The sequence below is a fragment of the Actinomycetota bacterium genome (genome assembly GCA_040905475.1).
In the GTDB taxonomy this organism is placed as follows: Bacteria; Actinomycetota; AC-67; order AC-67; family AC-67; genus DATFGK01.
Genome location: JBBDRM010000141.1, coordinates 1 through 19,596, shown reverse-complemented (window position 1 = coordinate 19,596; position 19,596 = coordinate 1). Strand labels below are relative to the sequence as shown.

15 protein-coding genes are annotated in these 19,596 nt (G+C 66.8%); 10 read left to right on the top strand and 5 right to left on the bottom strand.

Translation table 11 applies throughout. The features are described 5' to 3' along the window. Positions 1-61: 61 nt before the first annotated feature. Positions 62-733 carry a DUF559 domain-containing protein gene (locus tag WEB06_17635; GenBank protein MEX2557438.1) on the bottom strand — a complete coding sequence of 224 codons (672 nt, stop codon included), beginning with the start codon at positions 731-733 and terminating at the stop codon, positions 62-64. A 437-nt stretch (positions 734-1,170) separates the two neighbouring features. Here WEB06_17635 and WEB06_17630 point away from each other — a divergent pair, with 437 nt between their 5' ends. From WEB06_17630 to rfbC, 3 genes are read left to right on the top strand one after another with little or no spacing between them, the layout of a single operon-like run. Next, a complete protein-coding gene (locus WEB06_17630) occupies positions 1,171-3,966 on the top strand; it encodes a M14 family zinc carboxypeptidase (protein MEX2557437.1) in 2,796 nt (931 codons plus the stop codon). Next, positions 3,963-5,543 (top strand): sialidase family protein, encoded by a 1,581-nt coding sequence (locus WEB06_17625; GenBank protein MEX2557436.1) that lies wholly within the window; start codon positions 3,963-3,965, stop codon positions 5,541-5,543. The genes WEB06_17630 and WEB06_17625 overlap by 4 nt, the downstream gene beginning before the upstream one ends. Before the next feature lie 55 nt (positions 5,544-5,598). Next, positions 5,599-6,135, top strand: a complete 537-nt coding sequence (gene rfbC / locus WEB06_17620; GenBank protein MEX2557435.1) for a dTDP-4-dehydrorhamnose 3,5-epimerase — start codon at positions 5,599-5,601, stop codon at positions 6,133-6,135. Between the two features lie 48 nt (positions 6,136-6,183). On the opposite strand, the gene WEB06_17615 is transcribed toward rfbC, so the two are convergent. Beyond that, positions 6,184-8,118, bottom strand: coding sequence for a sialidase family protein (locus tag WEB06_17615; protein MEX2557434.1), 1,935 nt, complete (start codon positions 8,116-8,118; stop codon positions 6,184-6,186). A 167-nt stretch (positions 8,119-8,285) separates the two neighbouring features. Between WEB06_17615 and metH the strand changes: the two genes are divergently transcribed. The 6 genes from metH to pyk all read left to right on the top strand — a co-directional run bounded on the left by metH (position 8,286) and on the right by pyk (position 16,097). Next, positions 8,286-11,759, top strand: coding sequence for a methionine synthase (gene metH, locus WEB06_17610; protein ID MEX2557433.1), 3,474 nt, complete (start codon positions 8,286-8,288; stop codon positions 11,757-11,759). Between the two features lie 68 nt (positions 11,760-11,827). Then, positions 11,828-12,112, top strand: coding sequence for a hypothetical protein (locus WEB06_17605; protein MEX2557432.1), 285 nt, complete (start codon positions 11,828-11,830; stop codon positions 12,110-12,112). Further along, a complete protein-coding gene (locus WEB06_17600; GenBank protein MEX2557431.1) occupies positions 12,109-12,486 on the top strand; it encodes a PIN domain-containing protein in 378 nt (125 codons plus the stop codon). Before WEB06_17605 ends, WEB06_17600 begins: the two co-directional genes overlap by 4 nt. Before the next feature lie 136 nt (positions 12,487-12,622). Continuing rightward, on the top strand, positions 12,623-12,766 hold the full coding sequence (locus WEB06_17595; protein ID MEX2557430.1) for a hypothetical protein: 144 nt from the start codon (positions 12,623-12,625) through the stop codon (positions 12,764-12,766). A 146-nt stretch (positions 12,767-12,912) separates the two neighbouring features. Further along, complete coding sequence (locus WEB06_17590; protein ID MEX2557429.1) at positions 12,913-14,655, top strand: hypothetical protein; 1,743 nt, start codon at positions 12,913-12,915, stop codon at positions 14,653-14,655. Between the two features lie 32 nt (positions 14,656-14,687). Beyond that, on the top strand, positions 14,688-16,097 hold the full coding sequence (pyk, locus tag WEB06_17585) for a pyruvate kinase (protein MEX2557428.1): 1,410 nt from the start codon (positions 14,688-14,690) through the stop codon (positions 16,095-16,097). On the opposite strand, the gene WEB06_17580 is transcribed toward pyk, so the two are convergent. The 3 genes from WEB06_17580 to WEB06_17570 form a co-directional block, all read right to left on the bottom strand. Next, the gene (locus WEB06_17580; GenBank protein ID MEX2557427.1) at positions 16,063-17,022 is read right to left on the bottom strand and encodes a type IV toxin-antitoxin system AbiEi family antitoxin domain-containing protein; all 960 of its coding nucleotides are present in this window, start codon (positions 17,020-17,022) and stop codon (positions 16,063-16,065) included. The genes pyk and WEB06_17580 overlap by 35 nt on opposite strands. An 81-nt stretch (positions 17,023-17,103) precedes the next feature. Further along, on the bottom strand, positions 17,104-17,916 hold the full coding sequence (locus tag WEB06_17575) for a peptidylprolyl isomerase (protein MEX2557426.1): 813 nt from the start codon (positions 17,914-17,916) through the stop codon (positions 17,104-17,106). Between the two features lie 22 nt (positions 17,917-17,938). Continuing rightward, positions 17,939-18,562 carry a TetR/AcrR family transcriptional regulator gene (locus WEB06_17570; protein ID MEX2557425.1) on the bottom strand — a complete coding sequence of 208 codons (624 nt, stop codon included), beginning with the start codon at positions 18,560-18,562 and terminating at the stop codon, positions 17,939-17,941. A gap of 112 nt (positions 18,563-18,674) precedes the next feature. Here WEB06_17570 and WEB06_17565 point away from each other — a divergent pair. Beyond that, positions 18,675-19,596: acyl-CoA dehydrogenase family protein (locus tag WEB06_17565; GenBank protein MEX2557424.1), on the top strand; the 922-nt coding region annotated here is incomplete at its 3' end.

The following is a 19,596-nucleotide window of genomic DNA, read 5'->3' as shown; positions in this document are numbered from 1 at the left end:
GGGCCCCTTCTTCGTTGCCTTTAAGCGTGCCCCGTTAGGTTCGAAAAGCGGACCTTTAGGGTCACGCTTTCACGGATAGCCGGGAAATCAGGTCAGCGACCCGGCGACACAGCGCCCTGGGATTGCGAACGTCCTCCCATGTAGCCCGATAGACGGTCCAGCCCATACGCAGGAGCTCGTTGTCTCGCATCCTGTCCCATCGCCAACTTTGGCGGCTCGAGTGGAAGCGATAGCCGTCCGCCTCGATGGCGAGCTTGATCTCCGGGTACGCGAAATCGAGCCGAGCGATGAAGTTTCCGTCATCATCACGAACGACGTACTGGCGAACCGGCGCTGGAAGGTGCCCTGTGAGCAACGCTCGCCAGGTCAGGGTCTCGAGGGAACTCTCGGTGTGTGTTCCCGCCAGCTCGAGGAGCAGTGAACGCAAGATGGCTCGCCCTGGGTGAGTCGGCCCGACGCCTGAAAGCGCTGTTTCGAGCTCGGACTTCGTGGTCATACGTCGCCGTATCGCCGACTCCAACGCCATCTCCAGATCGGTTCGGGCAAGGGCCGACGCCAGGTCAACGATCGTGCGTGCCACGGTTGTGGTCGGGATGCCATCGCAAAGCTCAACCTCCGACTTGGCGATCGTGCGCACACGGTGGATCACGACGCCGAACGTCGACCGCCGGTGTCTCGATGTGGTGATGAACTCGACGGGCCGGCCGCGAACGCCATCAAGCTCTCGGAGCACAGCCGCTGCTCGATGCGATGCAGCGCACTCCTGCCCGAGCCACAACGCTGTCGCGGCGAGACGCTGGCGCCAGCGTCCGTCCGGCGTTGTGGGTGTCCAGATCCGATAGACACGCGGATACGCCCGTCCCCATTGTTCGGATGCTAAGAGCCGCGTGATGGCGGACCGAGAAAGGCCCGCTCCTAAGGCCTCATGCAGCTCGATGACGCCGTGCTGCGACGCTGCGATCCGGGAGCACGCTTGTAGTCGCGAAGATCGGGAGGTGCTGGTCGACATAGTCCGAAGGTAGCGGCGGCCGCCTCGGGAGGCGTCGGGGTGGGACTCGTTGACGGCGTGTTGCTGGGTTGAGGCGCTTGGAGGACCCGAGGCCCTTCGCACAGAATCTCAGCTTGGGGGGATGGCAGCTCGCCCGGGATCGAGGGCGCGAGGAGGTTACGTTGAAGGCGCGTCGTTCTCTGCTGTTTGCGCTGGTCATCCCGCTTATCGCGGCCATCGGATGGCTGCCCTTCCGGCCTGCTGGAGGCTTCCCGACCGCCCCCGACGAGGCCCGCTACGAGCTCTACGGGCGCGTTTTCCCCGACCCTCATGGCTGCCTCAAGGGATTGCCGCTCGCGAGCCCGTGGGCGAAAGGCAACATCTGCGCGGTCCAGTTCATCCAGTGGGAGGACGCGCTCGCCGGGGTTCGCTTCCTCGAGGAGCGGTTCCCCCGCTACATCTCGCTGGTCAACGTCTCGGACGTCTACGACGGCGCCTTCCGTTCCGCCGGGATCCCCTCGGAAACGATGGCCAGAGATCACAAGGACCTGTATGCGATCAAAGTGACCGACGCGAAGTCCTCCATCCCGGAAGCCGAGCGGAAACACTTCATGTACAGCCTGTCGATCCACGGGATCGAGCGCGCCGGACTCGAGGGCGGGATCCGAGCTGCGGAGGATCTGGTCACGTGGGCCGCCTGCGAAGAGAGCCCCGACGCAGCGCCCGCCTGTTCGTCGGAGGGCCCCTTCCCGAAGAAGATCCTCGAGCCGAGCGACTCCGGTCCGACCGCCGGCGAGGTCGTGCGCAACGGCGTCGTCTACTTCATCTTCGCGAACCCGGACGGGTGGGCCCGCGGCAATCTGACCTCGGGCGGCGTCGCCTATCAGCGTTACAACGGAAACGGGATGGATCTGAACCGCGACTGGCCCACCGTCGGATACACCGAGCCTTTGTACACGCCCTGGAGCGAACCGGAAACGCGCGGGTTCGGGCGCTATCTGCTCGACGTCAAGAGCAAGACGGCCGCGAAGAAGTTCGACGGATCGATCGATCTGCACGGGATGCTGACCGCGCGATCGTTCTCGTTCACGCTTCTCGGCGCCGGACAGCGGGACTACCGGAAGAACGCCGTCACCGTGGAGACCGCGATCCTGACGTTCCGCGACTCGGAGGAGCGGCTCTCGTGGAGCCCGCTGATCGCCCCGGCCGACTCCTGCCCCGGCGAGATCCAGGAGCCGGTCTTCGGCGGCAACGTCCCGATGTGCTCCGACCAGTGGGGCACCGTTTGGGACACGATCGACTATCAGGTGACGGGCGCGTTCGGTGATTGGGCGGATTCCCCCATCGGGCTCGATTCCGTCGGGATCGACAACGAGATGGCTCTTTCGCACCTCGGGAACTGCGGTACGGGGAACTGCTTCGAGCCCGGGATCGAGCAGCTCCATGTCGACGGCAACAAGGGGCTGATCTACTCGCAGATCGCGGCGCTGCTGTTCGAGAAGCCGGTGGTGTACGAGCCCGGCGGGGCGATCGGCTACGTCCTCGACCCGGTCCGGATCCGCAACGCCGGCGGACAGCCGGTCGCGGCGGGTCTGAAGGCGCTCCCCGTCCAGGAGACGATCGAAGCGCTGCACGCCCTAGCGACGGAGCCCTTCTCGTTCGAAGTCAAGGGTGTGAACCAAGGGGTTCACAACGGCGGGATGGCGATCGAGCTGTCATTCGCCAACGCTCGAGGGATCACGCCGATCTCGAACGCGTTCGATTACGTCCTCGAGTACTGCGGGGCGCCCGAGCACCCGGGCGATGTGGCGGGCGAGTGCCGCGAGGTCGCGCGGTACTTCAACCAGGCCGGCACCTACCTCCAGGCGGGGGCGCGGATCGACCTCAACGACCCGAAGCCGGGCCCGTACCAGCTGAGCGTCGCCCCGGATCAATTCGGGAATCTCGCGCCGATGAACATCTTGGTTTCGTTCACCGAAGCGGCGTCGTATCCGGTGCCGAAGCAACAGGCGTACGACGTGTCGCGCATGGACTTCTTCAAGCATCTGAACAAGTACGCGTCTGCGGAGAAACAGCTCCAGCCGCTCACCGTTGAGGAGGTGTTGGCCGACCCGGGGGTGTTGAACCGTTATGACAGCGTTGCGGCAGCGGACGCGTTCATGCCCGGGTACGCGGCCACCGGCAAGACGGAGTACACGAAAGCGCAGTTCGATGCCTACGCCGCCGCCTTCCGGGCTTTCGTCGAGCGCGGCGGCAACCTCGTGCTGACCGATGGGGCTCTCGCCGCGCTCCCCGCGCTGACCGGCAAGATCAAGCCGGAGGCCGTTACGGGCGGTTATTGGTACGCAGGCTGGATGGACTTCGACGACGGCTCCGGCGAGACCTACGCCAAGCACCCGCTCGCCAAGGGCGTAAACATGGAAGGCACGGCCGAAGGAAGCGCGACGATCGGCGGTCAGACCTTCAGCCACCGCCATCAGACGTACGAGCCGGTCCCGATCGGCTACTACGTCGACGCCTCCGGCGACTGCACCAACGCGCTTTGCGACTCGCCGAACTGGTTCGTGGAGGAGGCGGCCTGGAGGGCGGCGGGTGGAACCGTCGGAGCCCGCACGCTCGGACTCGTGGAGAAGGATCCCGACGCCGGACGGAAGACCGGCGTATCGCTCGGCGAGCTGGCGCTCGGCAAGGGCAAGATCCGCATCGCCGGAGCGCTTCTGCCGGAGCCGACCGAGGCCAACTACCACCCGTTCGGTTTGTCGTCGTACTCGGTGACGTACACCGGCTACCAATTGTTCGAGAACGTGACCTCGTACACCAACCCGGCGCGTGTGAAGGTCGGGGGGACGAAGATCGTCAAGCCGTCGACGGGCGGCACGCAGCTTCCCGCGACGGGCGTCGGCGGCGCGTGGGTCGGCCTCGGACTCCTCGTCATCGGGCTCGTAGGCGCACTGCGTCTGAGGAGGAGGACTGCATGAGGCTCGCACCCAAGACCCTCACGGTCCGCATCACGCTGGCGGCCATCGCGCTAGGCACGGAGGCAGCGGTCGGCCCGATCGGCGCCGCCGCAGCCTGTCCTCCCCCAGCCGCCCCGATGACATTCTCGGAGCCAAGCTACGTCGACGAAACCCGCGCCGGCGGCGAGCCGAGCATCGTCAGCCTCGCGGACGGGACATTGCTGTACGGCGCGCACGCCGGCACGACGCACTTCTACGCGCCACAAGCGCCTGGCGAGGCGACGCCGGCCTTCCTTCTCAACTACGTGGGGCAGACGTACTACTGGTGGAGCGGCGACCACGGGAAGACGTGGACGTACGTGCCACGGACGGTGCCCACGAACTTCCCGTTCACGGGTTTCTCGGATCCGGACTTCGCGATCGACAAGGCCGGCAACGTCTACATCTCGGAGATCAATCTCGTGAACGTCGCGATGTCGCGCTCGACCGACAACGGCCGCTCGTACACGCTGCAAGATGCCATCGCGTTGACGATCAGCGACCGGCAATGGTCGGAAGCCGACGAGGAGAACGTCGTCTATATCGTCGGTAACGCGTTCGCCGGAGGGAACAGCACGCAGCCGATCGGCAACAACGGACACATCCTCGCCAAGAGCAAGGACGGAGGCGTGTCGTGGACGGCCCCGGTCGCCGACGCCGGCGGCCTCGGCGACCTTCAGGTCGACCGTTCGGACGGGACGCTGTACGAGGCGCACTACGACGGGGGCGTGCTGTCGATGGCCGCGTTCCGGAAAGCGCGGCAGGACGACCTCACGCCCGAGATGAACACGATCGCCGAAGGCGTCGATCTCCTTTCCCACTGGCCGTCGTTCGACCTCGATGCGAAGGGCAACCTGTACATCGTCTGGGACGAGACCGGCGAGGGGGATAGCAAGCGCAAGGCGGGGGTCTGGTACTCGTACTCCACGGATCGCGCCAAGACCTGGGCGAAGCCGGTGCGCGTCGACAGCGGGCCGGAGACAGACATATGGCCTTGGCTGGCGGTCGGCGACGAGGGCAGGGTCGGGATCGCGTGGTTCGGCGCCGAGAAGGAGCTGCCCAGGCAGGACTCCGAGTCCTCGGGCGAACACGGTTGGCACGTGTACGCGGCGCAGACGCTCGACGGACTCGGATGCGGGAAGCTTCCCCCGAACTTCCGCGGAGCCCGAGCCATCACCGAGGCATTCCACACGGGAACGGTGTGCGCACAGGGAACCGTTTGTCAGGCTCAGCTGATCGACCGGCGCCTCGGTGATTACTTCACGATCGACATCGACACCACGGGCGCCATGGTCGCCGCCTATTCGGATACCCGGCATGACGGCGCCGTCGCTCTGCCGGCGTTCATCCGGCAAACGGGAGGCCCGTCGTTCTTGGCTCCGGCAGCGACGTCCCCCGTTTTGAATCCGGTAACCAAACCGGCTCCGAAGCCCGTCGTGAAGGGCACGAAGGAAACGCCGGGTCTCCCCGCGACCGGCCTCGGCGGGGCGGGAGCGCAGGCCCTGTTGCTCATCATGCTGGCGACGGGGCTCGGCGTGTGGCGCCGGCGCCTCTCCTGATCGACGAGTAGACGCCCGCCGCGCGGAGCGTCGCGCTCCGATAGACTTCCGCGCCGTGGCCCATGTGAACGAGTCGAAAACGATCGGCGGCGTGTACGTCGTCGAGCTGCAGTCGCACCCGGATCCGCGCGGGCGCTTCGTCGAGACCTTCCGTCGCAATTGGATCCCCGGCGCTCGCGAGATGGTTCAAGGCAACCGCTCCGATTCCGCGCCGGGCGTCCTCCGTGGAATCCACTACCACCTCTTCCAGGCGGACTACTGGTACGTGCCGGTCGGGCGTTCTTTCGTCGCACTCGTCGACCTGCGCCAGTCGTCGCCGACCTTCAAAGCCGTCCAGACGCTCGAGATCGGCGAGCGGAACGAGGCCGGGGTCTACATCCCGCCCGGCGTCGGGCACGGCTTCTTCGCCCTGACCGACGTGACCATGACCTATCTGGTCGACGAGTACTTCGACGGCTCCGACGAGCTCGGGGTCCGCTTCGACGACCCGACCTTGGCGATCCCTTGGCCGGAAGGCGAGCGGATCGTCTCGGACCGGGATCGAGAGAATCCCCTGCTCACGGAGATCACCGAAGAGAACCTCCCCGCATAGAAGAAACCCCGGGCGCTCGGCCCGGGGTCTCTCCGTCCTCGGTTCCCGCTAGCGTTGCGCGTAATTCGCGTCCTGGCGGTATCCGTCGTGCAGCTCCCCCGTGTAGCCATCCACCTGCGTGGAGGTGGAGAGCACGTTCAGTCCCGTCCACACGACATGGATCGCGCCGTCCGGCCCGACGGCCAGCCCCGTGTAGTCGCCGTGGAAGACGTTGCAGTCCTTGCCTTCCGCGTCGGTGATGGGCGGGTCGCTGTACCCGGCGGGGCCGCAGATCGTCGGCCACGCGGACTGCGGCACGTACTGGCCGCTCCAGTGCGTCACCGAGATGTCGACCTGCTCTTCGGGGCCTAGTGCCTGCTTGCCGCCGCCGTCCACCCAGAGCACGTGCTCGAAGGTGTCGGCGGGGGCGGGTGCGGTGTCCTCGTCCCACGCGATCGCGAGCGTTCCATCGGGGCCGTGGTCGGCCCAAGGGAACCACTGGGGGGCACCGCCTGCGTCGTCGAGCAACTCCCGTCCGTTCCAGGTCTCACCCCCGTCCGACGAACGCGCGAGATAGACGTCGGTGTCGAAGCCCTCGTGCGCGTCACACGGGTCGTAATCGTTCGCCTGGTTCCTCGCTGCGAACAAGCACCCCTCGTACGCAGGATCGGTCGCATTCGGGTTCGCCGTGCCGCGGTCGGCGTAAACGATCACGACGTCGTCGGGGTCGGTCGGGTTCACCGAGATGTTCCCCACCGGCGTCCAGCGGATCTGGTGCCCCCAGATCGTCTGCCGGCCGATGACGCTGAACGGCATGTCGGTGCCGCCGTCTTCGAGGTCCACGACGTGAACGGGATCCCCGAAGGCCGGAACGCCGCTCGTCGGCGCAGCCTTCACGACCATGAGCTGGGAATCGAACTCGAAGTCCTGCTCCCATTCCTCTTCGTGCTGCCCGTTGATGAAATGCACGAAGAGCGTCCCGTCGGGCCCGAACTCCGGGATCCCGAACTGGTCCTCGTCGCAGGAGCCGTCGTCGGGGCCGGTCTCCTGGTACGTGCAGACCTCAGGGTTCTTCCCGGAGATCTTGCTGGGCTCCGACCACGTTGCCCCACCATCGTCCGAGTAGCTCATGTAGATCGGCGACTCCGTGTAGGACCCCTGCGGACCGTTGAGGAACCGGGTTGCCGTGATGACCGCACGGCCGTAGCCGGGCGTGCCCGGGTAGTTGTTGACCGTCAGCCATTCCTTGTCCCAGAAGACCGCGTTGTTCGCCGGTCCGATCCCGGCGCCCTGGCCCTTGAACACCTTGATCGACTGGCTCCAGTTGAGGCCGCCGTCGGTCGAGCGACTGACCGTCACGTTGCCCATCGCCGCCCAGGGGCCGCCCTGCCCGCCGACGTTCTCGAGCTGCGCCATGAGTGCGACGCCGTGCTTGCCGTCGAATGCGGGCGATGGGTCGCCGGCGCCGTTCCCGCTCTGCTGCGGGATCTGGCCGTCCACCCAATTCTTGCCACCGTCGAACGAGGTGAAGAAGCCGGTAGGCACCAAGGCCTGCCGGGCCCCGGTCGAGTTGTTGAACCGGTAGTAGTAGTCGTTCGACCCCGCGAGAAGGTGATCGGGGTCGTTCGGGTCGACCGCGATGGCGATCTCGTTGTCCGGGGCGAAGTTCTGGCCGTACTCGGTCGTGTTGCAGCTCATGTCGACGAACTCGGAAGGATCGCCGGAGGACTCACAGCGGAACTTCTCGATCTGGCTCGTCGAGAATTGACCACCGGCGCCGGTGTTCCCGGAGCCGGAACTGCTGTCGAACTCGGCCGCGTTCCCGCCCCACTTCAGCAGGAACATGTCCGAGGTGCCGAACGGGCGATCCCGTCCCACCGCCATCGGTGCGATCACGGCCACAAGAGCGATGGCCGTGATGGCTACGAAGGCGATGCGACGCGGCTGCCGTCGTGCCGGTCGTTCCGTCTGGTTCGAGGACGGAACACGGAGATCGTCTGGCATTTGTCCCCCCTAACTCGGCCGCGGGATCTCCGCACCGTGCTCACTCTACGCGCGGAGCTTGCTACGAGGAAAGGCCGGGTCGTCCGTTCTGCGAGCGTTCGCTCGTTCCTGTGTCCTGGGTTTTTTCCCTCAGGTTTGGCCGGTGCTATCGCTACAATCCCTGGAACATGAGCGACTTCCTTGCCACGCTGCGTGAACGGGTCCTGATCTTCGATGGGGCCATGGGGACGCAGATCCAGGCCGCCGACCTGTCCCTGGACGACTTCTGGAACAAGGAGGGCAACTCCGAGGTCCTGAACCTGTCGAAGCCGGACGTGATCGCGCAGATCCACGCCTGCTACCTGGAGGCCGGCGCCGACGCCGTCGAGACCAACACCTTCGGGGCCAACCTCGTCGTCCAAGGCGAGTACGAGATGGCCGACCAGGTCTACGAGCTCAACGTCACCGGCGCGCGGATCGCCAAAGAGGTCGCGTCGAGCTTCACCGACCGGCCGCGGTGGGTCATCGGCTCGATCGGACCCGGCACCAAACTGCCGAGCCTTGGACACGCGACCTTCGACGAGCTCGAGGCCTCGTACGAGGAGCAGTCGCGCGGACTCGTCGATGGCGGCGCCGACGTGCTGATCATCGAGACCTGCCAGGACATGCTCCAGGTGAAGACCGCGGTGTCGGGCGCCGTCTCCGCGTTCGAGAGAACCGGGAAGAAGCTGCCGCTCATCGTGCAGGTCACGATCGAGACGACCGGCGCGATGCTGCTGGGGACCGAGATCGCCGCGGCGCTGACGGCGCTCGAACCGTTCGGCGCGATCGATGTGATCGGCGTGAACTGCGCGACCGGCCCTGTCGAGATGACCGAGCACGTGCGCTTCCTGTGCCAGTCCTCGCGGAAGTTCGTGAGCGTCCTGCCCAACGCGGGTCTGCCCGAGCTCCGGCACGGCAAGCCGTACTATCCGCTCTCGCCGGAAGAGTTCGTCCGCCACCACACGGTCTTCGTGAAGGAGTTCGGCACCAACATCGCCGGCGGCTGCTGCGGCACGACGCCCGAGCACATCAAGCTTCTCGCCGACGCGCTCGGCGGCACGATGCCGAAGGATCGGTCCGATGCGTCGCTGGAGCCCGGCAGCGCGTCACTCTACATCGCGCAGCCGTTCCACCAGGAGACGTCGTTCCTCGTGATCGGTGAGCGGTGCAACGTCCAAGGCTCGCGCAAGTTCAAGGAGCTGGTCGGCAACGAGGACTTCGACGCGACGGTTCGCGTCGCGAAGGAGCAGACGCGCGAAGGCGCGCATGCGCTCGACGTGTCGGTCGACTTCACCGGCCGGGACGGGGTCGCCGACATGGCGGAGCTGATCTCGCGCTTCCGGACCCAGGTCACGCTTCCGCTGGTCCTCGACTCGACCGAGCCGCAGGTGATCGAGTCGGGGCTCAAGCTGCTCGGCGGCAGATCGGTGATCAATTCGATCAACCTCGAGGAGGGCACCGGCGGAGACACGCGGCTCATGCGAAACCTGAGATTGGCGAAGAAGTACGGGGCCGCGTGTGTTGCGCTCGCGATCGACGAGCAAGGCCAGGCGACGACGAAGGACTGGAAGCTCGAGGTCTGCAAGCGACTCGTCGATATCGCGCACGAGCAGGCGGGTCTGCAGCCGCACGACTTGATCTTCGACGTGCTGGTCTTCCCGATCACGACCGGGATGGAGGAGCAGCGGCGTGCCGGCATCGAGACCCTGGAAGCGGTCAAGGCCATCAAGGAGGAGATCCCGGGCGCGTTCACGTCGCTCGGCATCTCGAACGTCTCGTTCGGGGTGTCGCCGGCCGCGCGTCAGGTGTTGAATTCGGTGTTCTTGCATGAGGCGGTCCAGGCGGGGCTCGACGCCGCGATCGTTTCACCGGCGCAGATCCTTCCGATGTCTCGGATCGACGAGCGCCAGCGCGAGGTCGCGCTCGACATCATCTACGACCGTCGCCGCGACGGCTACGATCCGCTGCAGACCTACATCGGCCTTTTCGAGGGCGTGGACTCGACACGGGCAACCAAGGAAGATCTGTCCCACTTGCCGCTCGAAGAGCGGTTGAAGCGCCGCATCATCGACGGAGAGCGAGAAGGGCTCGAGGCGGACCTCGACGAGGCTCTGACCAAGCAGCCGGCGCTCGAGATCATCAACACGCATCTGCTCGACGGGATGAAGGTCGTCGGAGAGCTGTTCGGGTCCGGCCAGATGCAGCTGCCGTTCGTCTTGCAATCGGCGGAGACCATGAAGGCCGCGGTGGCGCACCTCGAGCCGCACATGGAGAAGGCCGGGGACGGCTCGAAAGGCAAGATCGTGCTCGCGACGGTGAAGGGCGACGTCCACGACATCGGGAAGAACCTGGTGGACATCATCCTTACCAACAACGGCTACACGGTCTTCAACATCGGGATCAAACAGCCGATCTCAACGATCATCGAAGCCGCCGAGCGCGAAAAGGTCGACGTGATTGGGCTTTCGGGCTTGCTCGTGAAGTCGACGATCATCATGCGCGAGGACCTCGAGGAGCTGAACCGTCGCGACCTCCACGGGTATCCCGTTCTGCTCGGCGGCGCGGCGCTGACGCGCTCGTACGTGGAGGACGATCTCCGCGCACTCTACAACGGGAAGGTCTTCTACGGGCGCGACGCGTTCGAGGGCTTGCACAAGATGGACGAGCTGATGGCGGAGAAGCGCGGCGGCGCCGTCGTGGACGCGGCACAGAAGCCGAAACGCGTGCGGGCCGCGACCGCGGTGAAGGAGCAGCCGGAGGTCCCGGCGCGCTCCGACGTCGCGATCGATGTGCCGGTGCCTGCCGCGCCGTTCCTCGGCTCCCGGGTCGTGAAGGGCCTGAACACGCTCGAGATCGCGAGCTATCTCAACAAGACGGCGCTCTATCGCGGACAGTGGCAGTTCCGGCCGAAGAAAGGACAGAACCGCGAGGAGTACGACGCCTACGTCGAGGCCGAAGTCGAGCCGATCTTCCGGTCGACGCTCGATCGATGCATCTCCGAGGGGTTGCTGGTTCCGGCGGTCGTGTACGGATACTTCCCGGCGCAGTCGGAAGGCGACGATTTGATCGTCTACGACCCCGAGGATCCGGCGCGCGAGGCGGTGCGTTTCACGTTCCCACGGCAGCCTCGGGGCCGGTACCTGAACATCGCCGACTTCTTCCGGCCGGTGTCGAGCGGGGAGATGGACACCGTTGCGTTCCACGTCGTCACCATGGGCTCGAAGATCAGCGAGCGCGCGGCCGAGCTCTTCGAAGCCAACGAGTATCGCGACTATCTCTATCTGCACGGGATGGGCGTCGAGATGGCCGAGGCGCTGGCCGAGTTCTGGCACAAGCGCATCCGCCAGGAGCTCGGCTTCGCGGGCGAGGACGGGGCGACCGTCGGCGATCTCTTCGATCAGGGCTATCGGGGCTCGCGCTACTCGTTCGGCTACCCCGCCTGCCCGAACCTGGAGGACCAGAAGCAGATCTTCGACCTGCTCGACCCCGAGCGGATCGGCGTGAGCCTTTCCGAGGAGTTCCAGCTCGTCCCCGAGCAGTCCACTTCGGCCATCATCGTCCACCACCCCGAGGCGAAGTACTTCTCCGTCGGCCGGGCCGCGATCACGCCGCAGACCTGAGCGTCTTTCATTCTTGCGCCCGCGAATGGTTTGACGCGCATTCGAGTATGGCCATAAACTCTTTTATTATGGCCCGTCTCTCGGTGAAGTCGACGTTCTCATTGGACCTCCGCACCATCCGCGCACTCGAGCGGATCTCGACGCGATGGAGGGTCTCGAAGTCCGAGGCCCTGCGTCGGGCCGTGCTCATCGCCGAGCAGGCGAGTGAAGGGGGTACACCCGACGCTCTCCTGGCGCTCGACGAGCTCCAGCGCTCGCTCGGCATGACCCCGGCCCGGGCGCGTGAGTGGACGCGCGCCGTCCGCGACGAGCGTCGCGCGTCTTCGGAGGCTCGCGAGCGCGGCATCCGATGATCCACCTCGACACCAGCTTCCTGATCCGAGCGCTTCAACGAAGAACCCATGAGGACGGTCTCCTTCGCGGGTGGCTCCGGGATCGCACGGAGATCGGCATCAGCGCGATCTGTTGGGCCGAGTTCCTCTGCGGGCCTCTGTCCCCGCGCGACCTCGAGGCGGCGGGGAGGCTGTTCCCCGAGCCCGAGCCGTTCCTCGCCGACGATTCTGTGAGTGCTGCCGGCCTTTTCAACGCCTCGGGCAGGCGGCGCGGTTCGCTCGTCGACTGCATGGTGGCCGCGACCGCGTTGCGAGCGGGCGCGGCGCTCGCGACTTCGAACCCGAGCGACTTTCGGCGGTTCGAGCCGGCGGGGCTGCCGCTGGTCCGGGCCTAGTTCTTATCCCGCCGCGCCGCCGTTCATGAGCGAAGGGGACGCGGTTCGTCGTGATCGCCGGCCGGGCCCGGGTGATCGTGGAAGGCAGGGAGGTAGCGCGCGCCTGGGTCCAGGCGACCCCTTCGGTGACATCACCATGATCGGCGGAGAAGCGATCCGCGCGGGGATCGAGGCCATCACGGAGATGACGCTCGTATCCGTGCCGACGTCTCAGCTGCGTGATCTGTTCACGATCGGGTCCATCGCGTCCGTCGCTCTACGAGATCTCCTGACGGGCTAAGGGCGGCTCCCGATCCCCAGCAAGGCGAGGGAGCGAACCCGGCGGTTCTAGACATTCCGGTCGCCATTTCATACGTTACCCACCGGTAACGGGCGCCACGGGTGCCGTCCCACCCGGGACGGGGCGGCCCGGCCAGAGGGGGTCGTATGCGGCCGCGCGCGCTGCTCGCCGTTCTGGGTCTGACCGCCGCACTGCTTGTTCCCTCGCTCGGACGAGCCCATGAAGGGATCTTTCCGATCCTGCTCGTGCACGGCTGGACGGGGACCGGTGGCTCTTTCGACGAGATGATCCCCAAGCTCCAGGCGCAGGGGTTCCCCGTGCTCGACTGCAACTCCTCGCAGACGGGTACGCAGGCGCTGACGTACGCGCCGACGTCGGGCAGCCAGCACCTGTCGTACCTCGCGGGCAAGATCCTCCAGCCGGCGATCGACTCGTGTCTCACGGCGAATGGCTACGCGACAACGCAGAAGATCGACATCGTCTCGCACTCGATGGGCGGCCTCACCTCCCGCTTCCTCATCGAGAAAGGCGGAGCCGACGTCGAGAACTGGAGCGACGCCACGGGCTGGTCGGGGAACGGCGTCCCCGACGTGTCGACCAAGTGGAAGGCCCAGGTCGACGACCTGATCATGCTCGGCACGCCGAACCACGGCACGATCCTCGGCTGGTTCCCCTCGACGCTGCCGCTCTTCGGCGTTTGGAACGCGTCCGGCGGCGATATGCGACCCGGCTCGCGGTTCCTGACCAACATGGGGTACGCAGAACCGGCAGGCGAGTACTACTCGTGCGTCGGCGGCGATCCGTGGTACTTGCAGGCACTGTCCTACGACTTCAACGGTGACGGTGTGTCGCACGGCTTCGACGGCGTCGTGCCCGCCGAGTCGCCGTTCCTGACCGGCTGCGACAACAACCTGGTCTCCTCGAACCACTCCGGGCTCCGAACCGACGACGCGCCGCTCGATCTCGTGATCCAGACGCTCGGTTACACCTCGACGCAGACGGGGCTCGGTGGAGCGAACCTCGCCGGGCAGGCGACGATCCGCCTCGAGTACTTCCAGGTCGTCAACGACCACGACAACGGGACATCCGACGAGTTCAAGTTCGAGATCTCGGTCGACTCGAACGGGGGCAACGACGGCTACTCGGTCGTGCAGACGCTGACCCACAGCCAGGATGGACCGTTCACCAAGGACTGGGGCAACGGCGGGCCCGGAACCAGCGTCGCGGTGAACCTGCCGGGAACGGCGCCGCGCATGGACGTCAAGGTGCGGGTGTGGGAGGACGACACCGGCTGGGGCGGGGGGCAGGAGTGCGTCTCGACCCACTACTTCACCGACATCACCCAGTCCGAGGACGTCGACGGCCTCGAGAACATCTCCTCAGGCGGCGCAGACTGCGAAGGCGGCACCAACACGCTGAAGCTCTCCGTGAACGGCGTCACGAACGACCCCGGCAAGACCCGGCTGATCACGTTCGGGTTCGACAAGGCCTACATCCAGAACAAGCACGAGCCGTGCTGCAACGGCGAGGTTCAGTTCACGCTGACGGGCGGCCGGCTCGGCTTCACGAGCACCTTCTATCGCGGGGATCCGGGGACGAACACGCACTACTCGCGGGTGTCCAACACCTGGGTGAACATCGGATCGGACGCGAAGAACAACGGACAGGTCGAGAGCGAAACGATCTGGAAGATCCGGATGCTCAACGCGGCGACGTACCGGTTCGACGTCGCGTACTGGGAGGACGACGGCGGCTGGTCGGGCCGCGACGGCGGGAACGTCTACTACGTGCAGAACGTGGTGTCGTCACAAGCGACCGGCCGGACGAACTACACCGGGACGTCGCACGGCGACTACGACGCGTACCTATACGTGATCGCGGAGGGGTAGCGCCCGGACACATTCGCGCACAGAATGTGATGGTGCGCGGGACCAAGCTCGTCTGCACCATCGGCCCGGCGACCGTTCACCGGCTCGGCGAGCTCGTCGCCACCGGGATGGACGTCGCGCGGGTGAACCTGTCCCACGGCACCGAGGCCGAGCACGCTCGCGCCGTCGCCGGCGTTCGGGAGGCGTCCGAACAGACCGGTCGGCCCGTCGGCATTCTCATGGATCTGCCCGGCCCAAAGATCCGGCTGGGCGAGATCTCCGGCGGATCGGTCGAGATCGAGACGGGCGCGACGTTCGACCTTCGCGCCGACGACGAGCCCGGCGACGCGATCGGGGCGCCCGTGAGCCACCGCGGGCTGGGGCTCGATCTGCGGCCGGGCGACCGTGTCTTCCTCGCCGACGGGGCGGTCGAACTGATGGTCACGGAGGCCGGGCCCAGCGGCGTGCGAACGCGGGTGACGCGCGGGGGGACCGTCCGCTCGCGATCAGGCGTGAACGTTCCCTCGGACCGGCTCTCGCTCCCCGCCGTCACAGACGCGGATCGGCAGGGGCTCGCACAGGCCATCCGGCTCGGCGCCGATTTCGTCGCGCAATCGTTCGTGCGCGGGAGCGAGGACGTCCGCGCGCTCCGCGCACTCTGCGACGGCGTTTCCCTGCGACTGATGGCGAAGATCGAGACCAGGGCGGCGATCGACGACGCCGAGGCCATCTTGCGCGAAGCCGACGCGATCATGCTCGCGCGCGGGGACCTGGGGGTGGAGATCCCCTACGAGAAGATCCCCGCGATCCAACGCCGGCTCGTTGCGCAAGCGGTCGCGGCCGGCGTGCCCGTCGTGGTAGCCACGCAGATGCTCGAGTCGATGACGTCGTCACCCCGGCCCACGCGCGCAGAAGCCGCCGACGTGGCGACCGCGGTGCTACAGAGCGCCGACGGCATCCTCCTGTCGGCGGAGACGGCCATCGGCTCGTATCCGATCGAGGCGGCGCGGGCGGCATGCCGGATCGCCGAGGAGACTGAGCGCGAACCGCCGCTCCCGGGTGTGGCCACCGCGATCGAGGACGACGACGTCGAAGAGGCCGCGGTAGCGAGAGCCGCCGCGGCGCTGGCCGAGCGGAACCGCGACGTTCGGCTCATCGCCGGGTTCACGCGTACGGGCCGAACGGCCGAGCTGTTGTCGGCTGCCAGGCCCAGCGTTCCGGTCGTGGCGTTCTCGCCGGATGACGGGATCGTTCGCCGACTCACGATCCTGCGCGGCGTACGGCCCCTCGGATCGTCGGCGCCCGAGGACACCGACGCGATGATCGCCATGATGGATCGAGGCCTCCGCGACTCCGAGCTCGCCGAGCCGGGTCACGTCGTGGTGATGGTCGCGTCGATCCCGGCAGGAAGGACGCGGACCAACATGCTCAAGGTGCATCACCTCGGCGACCCTGCGGCGTAAGGGCTCGCGCGATGAGCGCGACGGTCTGTTCCGGCCGGTGCTTTAGGTCGTCGGCCGTGACGTGGATCACGCGCCAGCCGAGCCGGGCCAGCTCGCTGCGCCGCCGGAGGTCGTCTTGCCAGCGGATGCGGCTCGAGTGCCAGCGATAGCCGTCGACCTCGACGGCGAGCATCCGCTCCGGGTAGGCGAAGTCGACGATCGCGACGAGCCGCCCGCCATCGCGGATCCGGTACTGGGCGATCGGTTCGGGGAGGCCGCGGCGCCTGAGAAGTCGAAGGAACCTCGTCTCGAGGATGCTCTCCGGGGTTTCGGCGGGATGCGACCGGGTTTCGATGAGCCGCCGCATCGTCGTCACGCCTGGCCGCCGACCGAGCTCCTCGAGCCGCCATCGGAGCCGCCGCACTGTGACCAAGCCTCGCCGGAGCGCGTCGTCCAGCGCCTCCTCGACCCCGTCCGTGGGCAGGACGGCTGCGAGATCAAGGAGCGTACGCACCGGAGTCGTCACCGGGATCGCATCGACGACAGTCAGGTCCACGGCCGGCAACGCTAGATGGTGAACTCGCACATGGGAGAGACGCGGACGGCGCCCCCGCGGAACCGTTATCTCGAGCGGGCCCGACTCGAATCCCGCCAGCCGCCACAGCGGCGCCGCGGCGCGATGCGAGGACCCTGCGCCTGCACCGGCAGCGAGACAGGCGACGAGCAAGCTCTGACGCCACGAGCCGGGCACTCCGCTCAACGAATAGACGCCACGATGGAACCGCGTCCATCTTCCCGCCGCGAGCCGGCGCGCGATCACTCGCTGAGTCGCGCCGAGCCGGATCGCCTCTTCGAACGTGAAGACGCCGTAACGGCGGGCCGCGAACCGCGCGAGGCGAACGTCGAAAGCTTCGTGTGTCGCGGACGTACCGTTTCGGTATGCCACGGTCACAAGGACTATCAGTGCGACGGCGCCCGAGCGGCGAGTCGCGACGCGATCGCGGGGAACGAGGCGAACGGGTCGTGGTTAGGTACGGGCAAGCTCTTCGATCGTTACCTTCGTGATGTAGATCGGCGGGACCGGCGTCGTTCCCAAGCCGCCCTGGATCGGGGTCCCCTGCGCAGTGATCATCTTGTCGAGCGCGGCGAACGAAACCGCTTCGTCGATCACGTTGCCGAAGATCGTGTAATCGGGCGGCAGGCCGGCCCAGTCCTTCACCACGACGAAGAACTGGCTTCCGTTGCTCGACGGGTCACCGGAGTTCGCCATCGCGATCGTGCCTCGCAGGTACTGGGCGCCCGGCGCCGGCGTCTCGCCGTCGTAGGAGTATCCGGGACCGCCGGACCCGTCGCCCTTGGGGTCACCGCCCTGCACGATCGCGAAGTCGGCCTCGTTCTGCACACGGTGGAAGAACGTTCCGTCGTAGTAGCCCTGCCGCGCCAGGAACACGAAGTTGTTGACCGTCTTCGGCGCGGTCTTCGGGTCCATCTGGATCTTGAAGGTCCCGCACGATGTCTCGAACGTCGCCACGTAAACCTTCTCGTTGTCGATGGTCGATTCCGGCGGCGACTCGTACGTGAGAGGCTTCGGAGCCGGTGGCGTCGGCCCGGGACACGGCGCGGCGACGGTGGACGGAGAAGCGGTGGGGGAGGCGGTGGGCGATGCCGCCGGCTTGGTCCCATCGCCCCGCAACACGAAGAACAGCACCAGCGCCAGCCCGATGGCGGTGAGAGACGAGACCCAGATGCGGATCTTGCGCATCCGCTCCGCGCGCTTGCGCGCCGCCTTCGCGGCGTCGCGCTTGGCCTTGATCCGCTTTTCGTACGAGCGTTTGCTCACTCGGATACCTCCGACGGACCGGTCACTCGACCCCGCGACGTGGTAGTCCGGCGAGCCCACGCCAGGCGAGCTCCGACAGGTCGGCGACCACGCGCTCCCGCGGAACGGCGCGGTGTTCCAGCCACCACTGCGCCGACGACTCTGCGATCCCCATCACGCCGCGCGCCAGCAGCTCGGCTTCCGATGTCGGCAGGCCCGCTTCGGCTTGGATCACCGCGGCGATCCGGCTCGCGAGCTCGTCGCGGAAGCGCTCGATCGAGGACCGGAAATCGGGGTCGGCGCCCATCGTCTCGCGGAAGAGCAGCCGGAACGACCCCTCATTGGTGTCGATGAAGCTGAAGTAGGCGCCCGTCGCGCGCGCGATCCGCTCTCGGTTGGACTTGGCCCCTTCGATCGCGAGCCGGATCTCGGTCATCAATCGCGCCATGTCCTCGTCCAGCAGACCGAGATACAGTTCCTTCTTGCTCTCGAAGTGCTGATAGAGGACCGGCTTGGTCACCCCCGCCCGGACCGCGATCTGCTCCATCGCTGCGCCGTGGAAGCCGTCCTCGGCGAAGACCTCCCGGGCGACCAGCAGGAGCTGGGCCCGGCGGGCCTCGGCGGTCAGGCGTTTGGTCGGCAGGTCGCTTCCCCTCTGATGCCCCACTTGACGCGGGATGGTTCCGGGCTCAACATTACCGGGTAGTAACTTACCATCTAGTAACCTTCCGCCGTTCCCGGTTGATGGCGACCGGGACGACGCGAGCCGAGGAGGGATTATGCCTCACTTCGGTCTAACCGAGGAGCAGGTCGAGTTCCGGAAGTGGCTCCACGAGTTCGCCGAGAAAGAGATCCGTCCCGTCGCCGCGCAGTACGACGAGAGCGAAGAGTTCCCGTGGCCGGTCGTGAAGAAGGCGGCCGAGATCGGCTTGTACTCGATCGACTTCTGGATGCAGACCGCGTCCGACGAGACCGGCATCTCGATGCCGCTCGCGCTCGAGGAGATCGCGTGGGGCTGCGCGGGCATCGGGCTCGGGATCTTCGGATCCGGGCTCCCGCTCGCTGCGCTCGCCGGCAGCGCCACCCCCGAGCAGCTCACCACCTGGGCGCCGCAGATGTTCGGCACGCCGGAGGATCCCAAGCTCGGCGCGTTCGCCGTCACCGAGCCGCAAGCCGGCTCGGACGTCTCGCAGCTGCGCACGACGGCCAAGCGTGAGCGCGACGGGTGGCTGCTCAACGGCACCAAGGTTTTCATCACCAACGGCGGCATCGCCAACGTGCATGTGGTCGTAGCGACGGTGGACCCGAGCCTCGGCCATCGCGGGCAAGCGACGTTCATCGTCGGACCGGGCACACCGGGCCTCAAGCAGGGGAAGAAGGAGAAGAAGCTCGGCATCCGCGCCTCGCACACGGCCGAGGTCCTCCTCGAGGACTGCTGGGTCCCCGGAGAGAACCTCCTCGGCGGCGAGGAGAAGCTGAACGCGAAGCTCGAGCGCGCGAAGTCGGGCCAGGCCGCCCGTGAGTCGGGCGCGTTGAAGACCTTCGAGGCCACGCGCCCGTCGGTCGGCGCGCAGGCCGTAGGGATCGCGGAGGCCGCGTGGACGTTCGCGCGCGACTACGCGAAGGAGCGCACGACGTTCGGTCGTCCGATCATCGAGCACCAGGGCGTCGCGTTCCAGCTCGCCGACATGGCGATGGAGA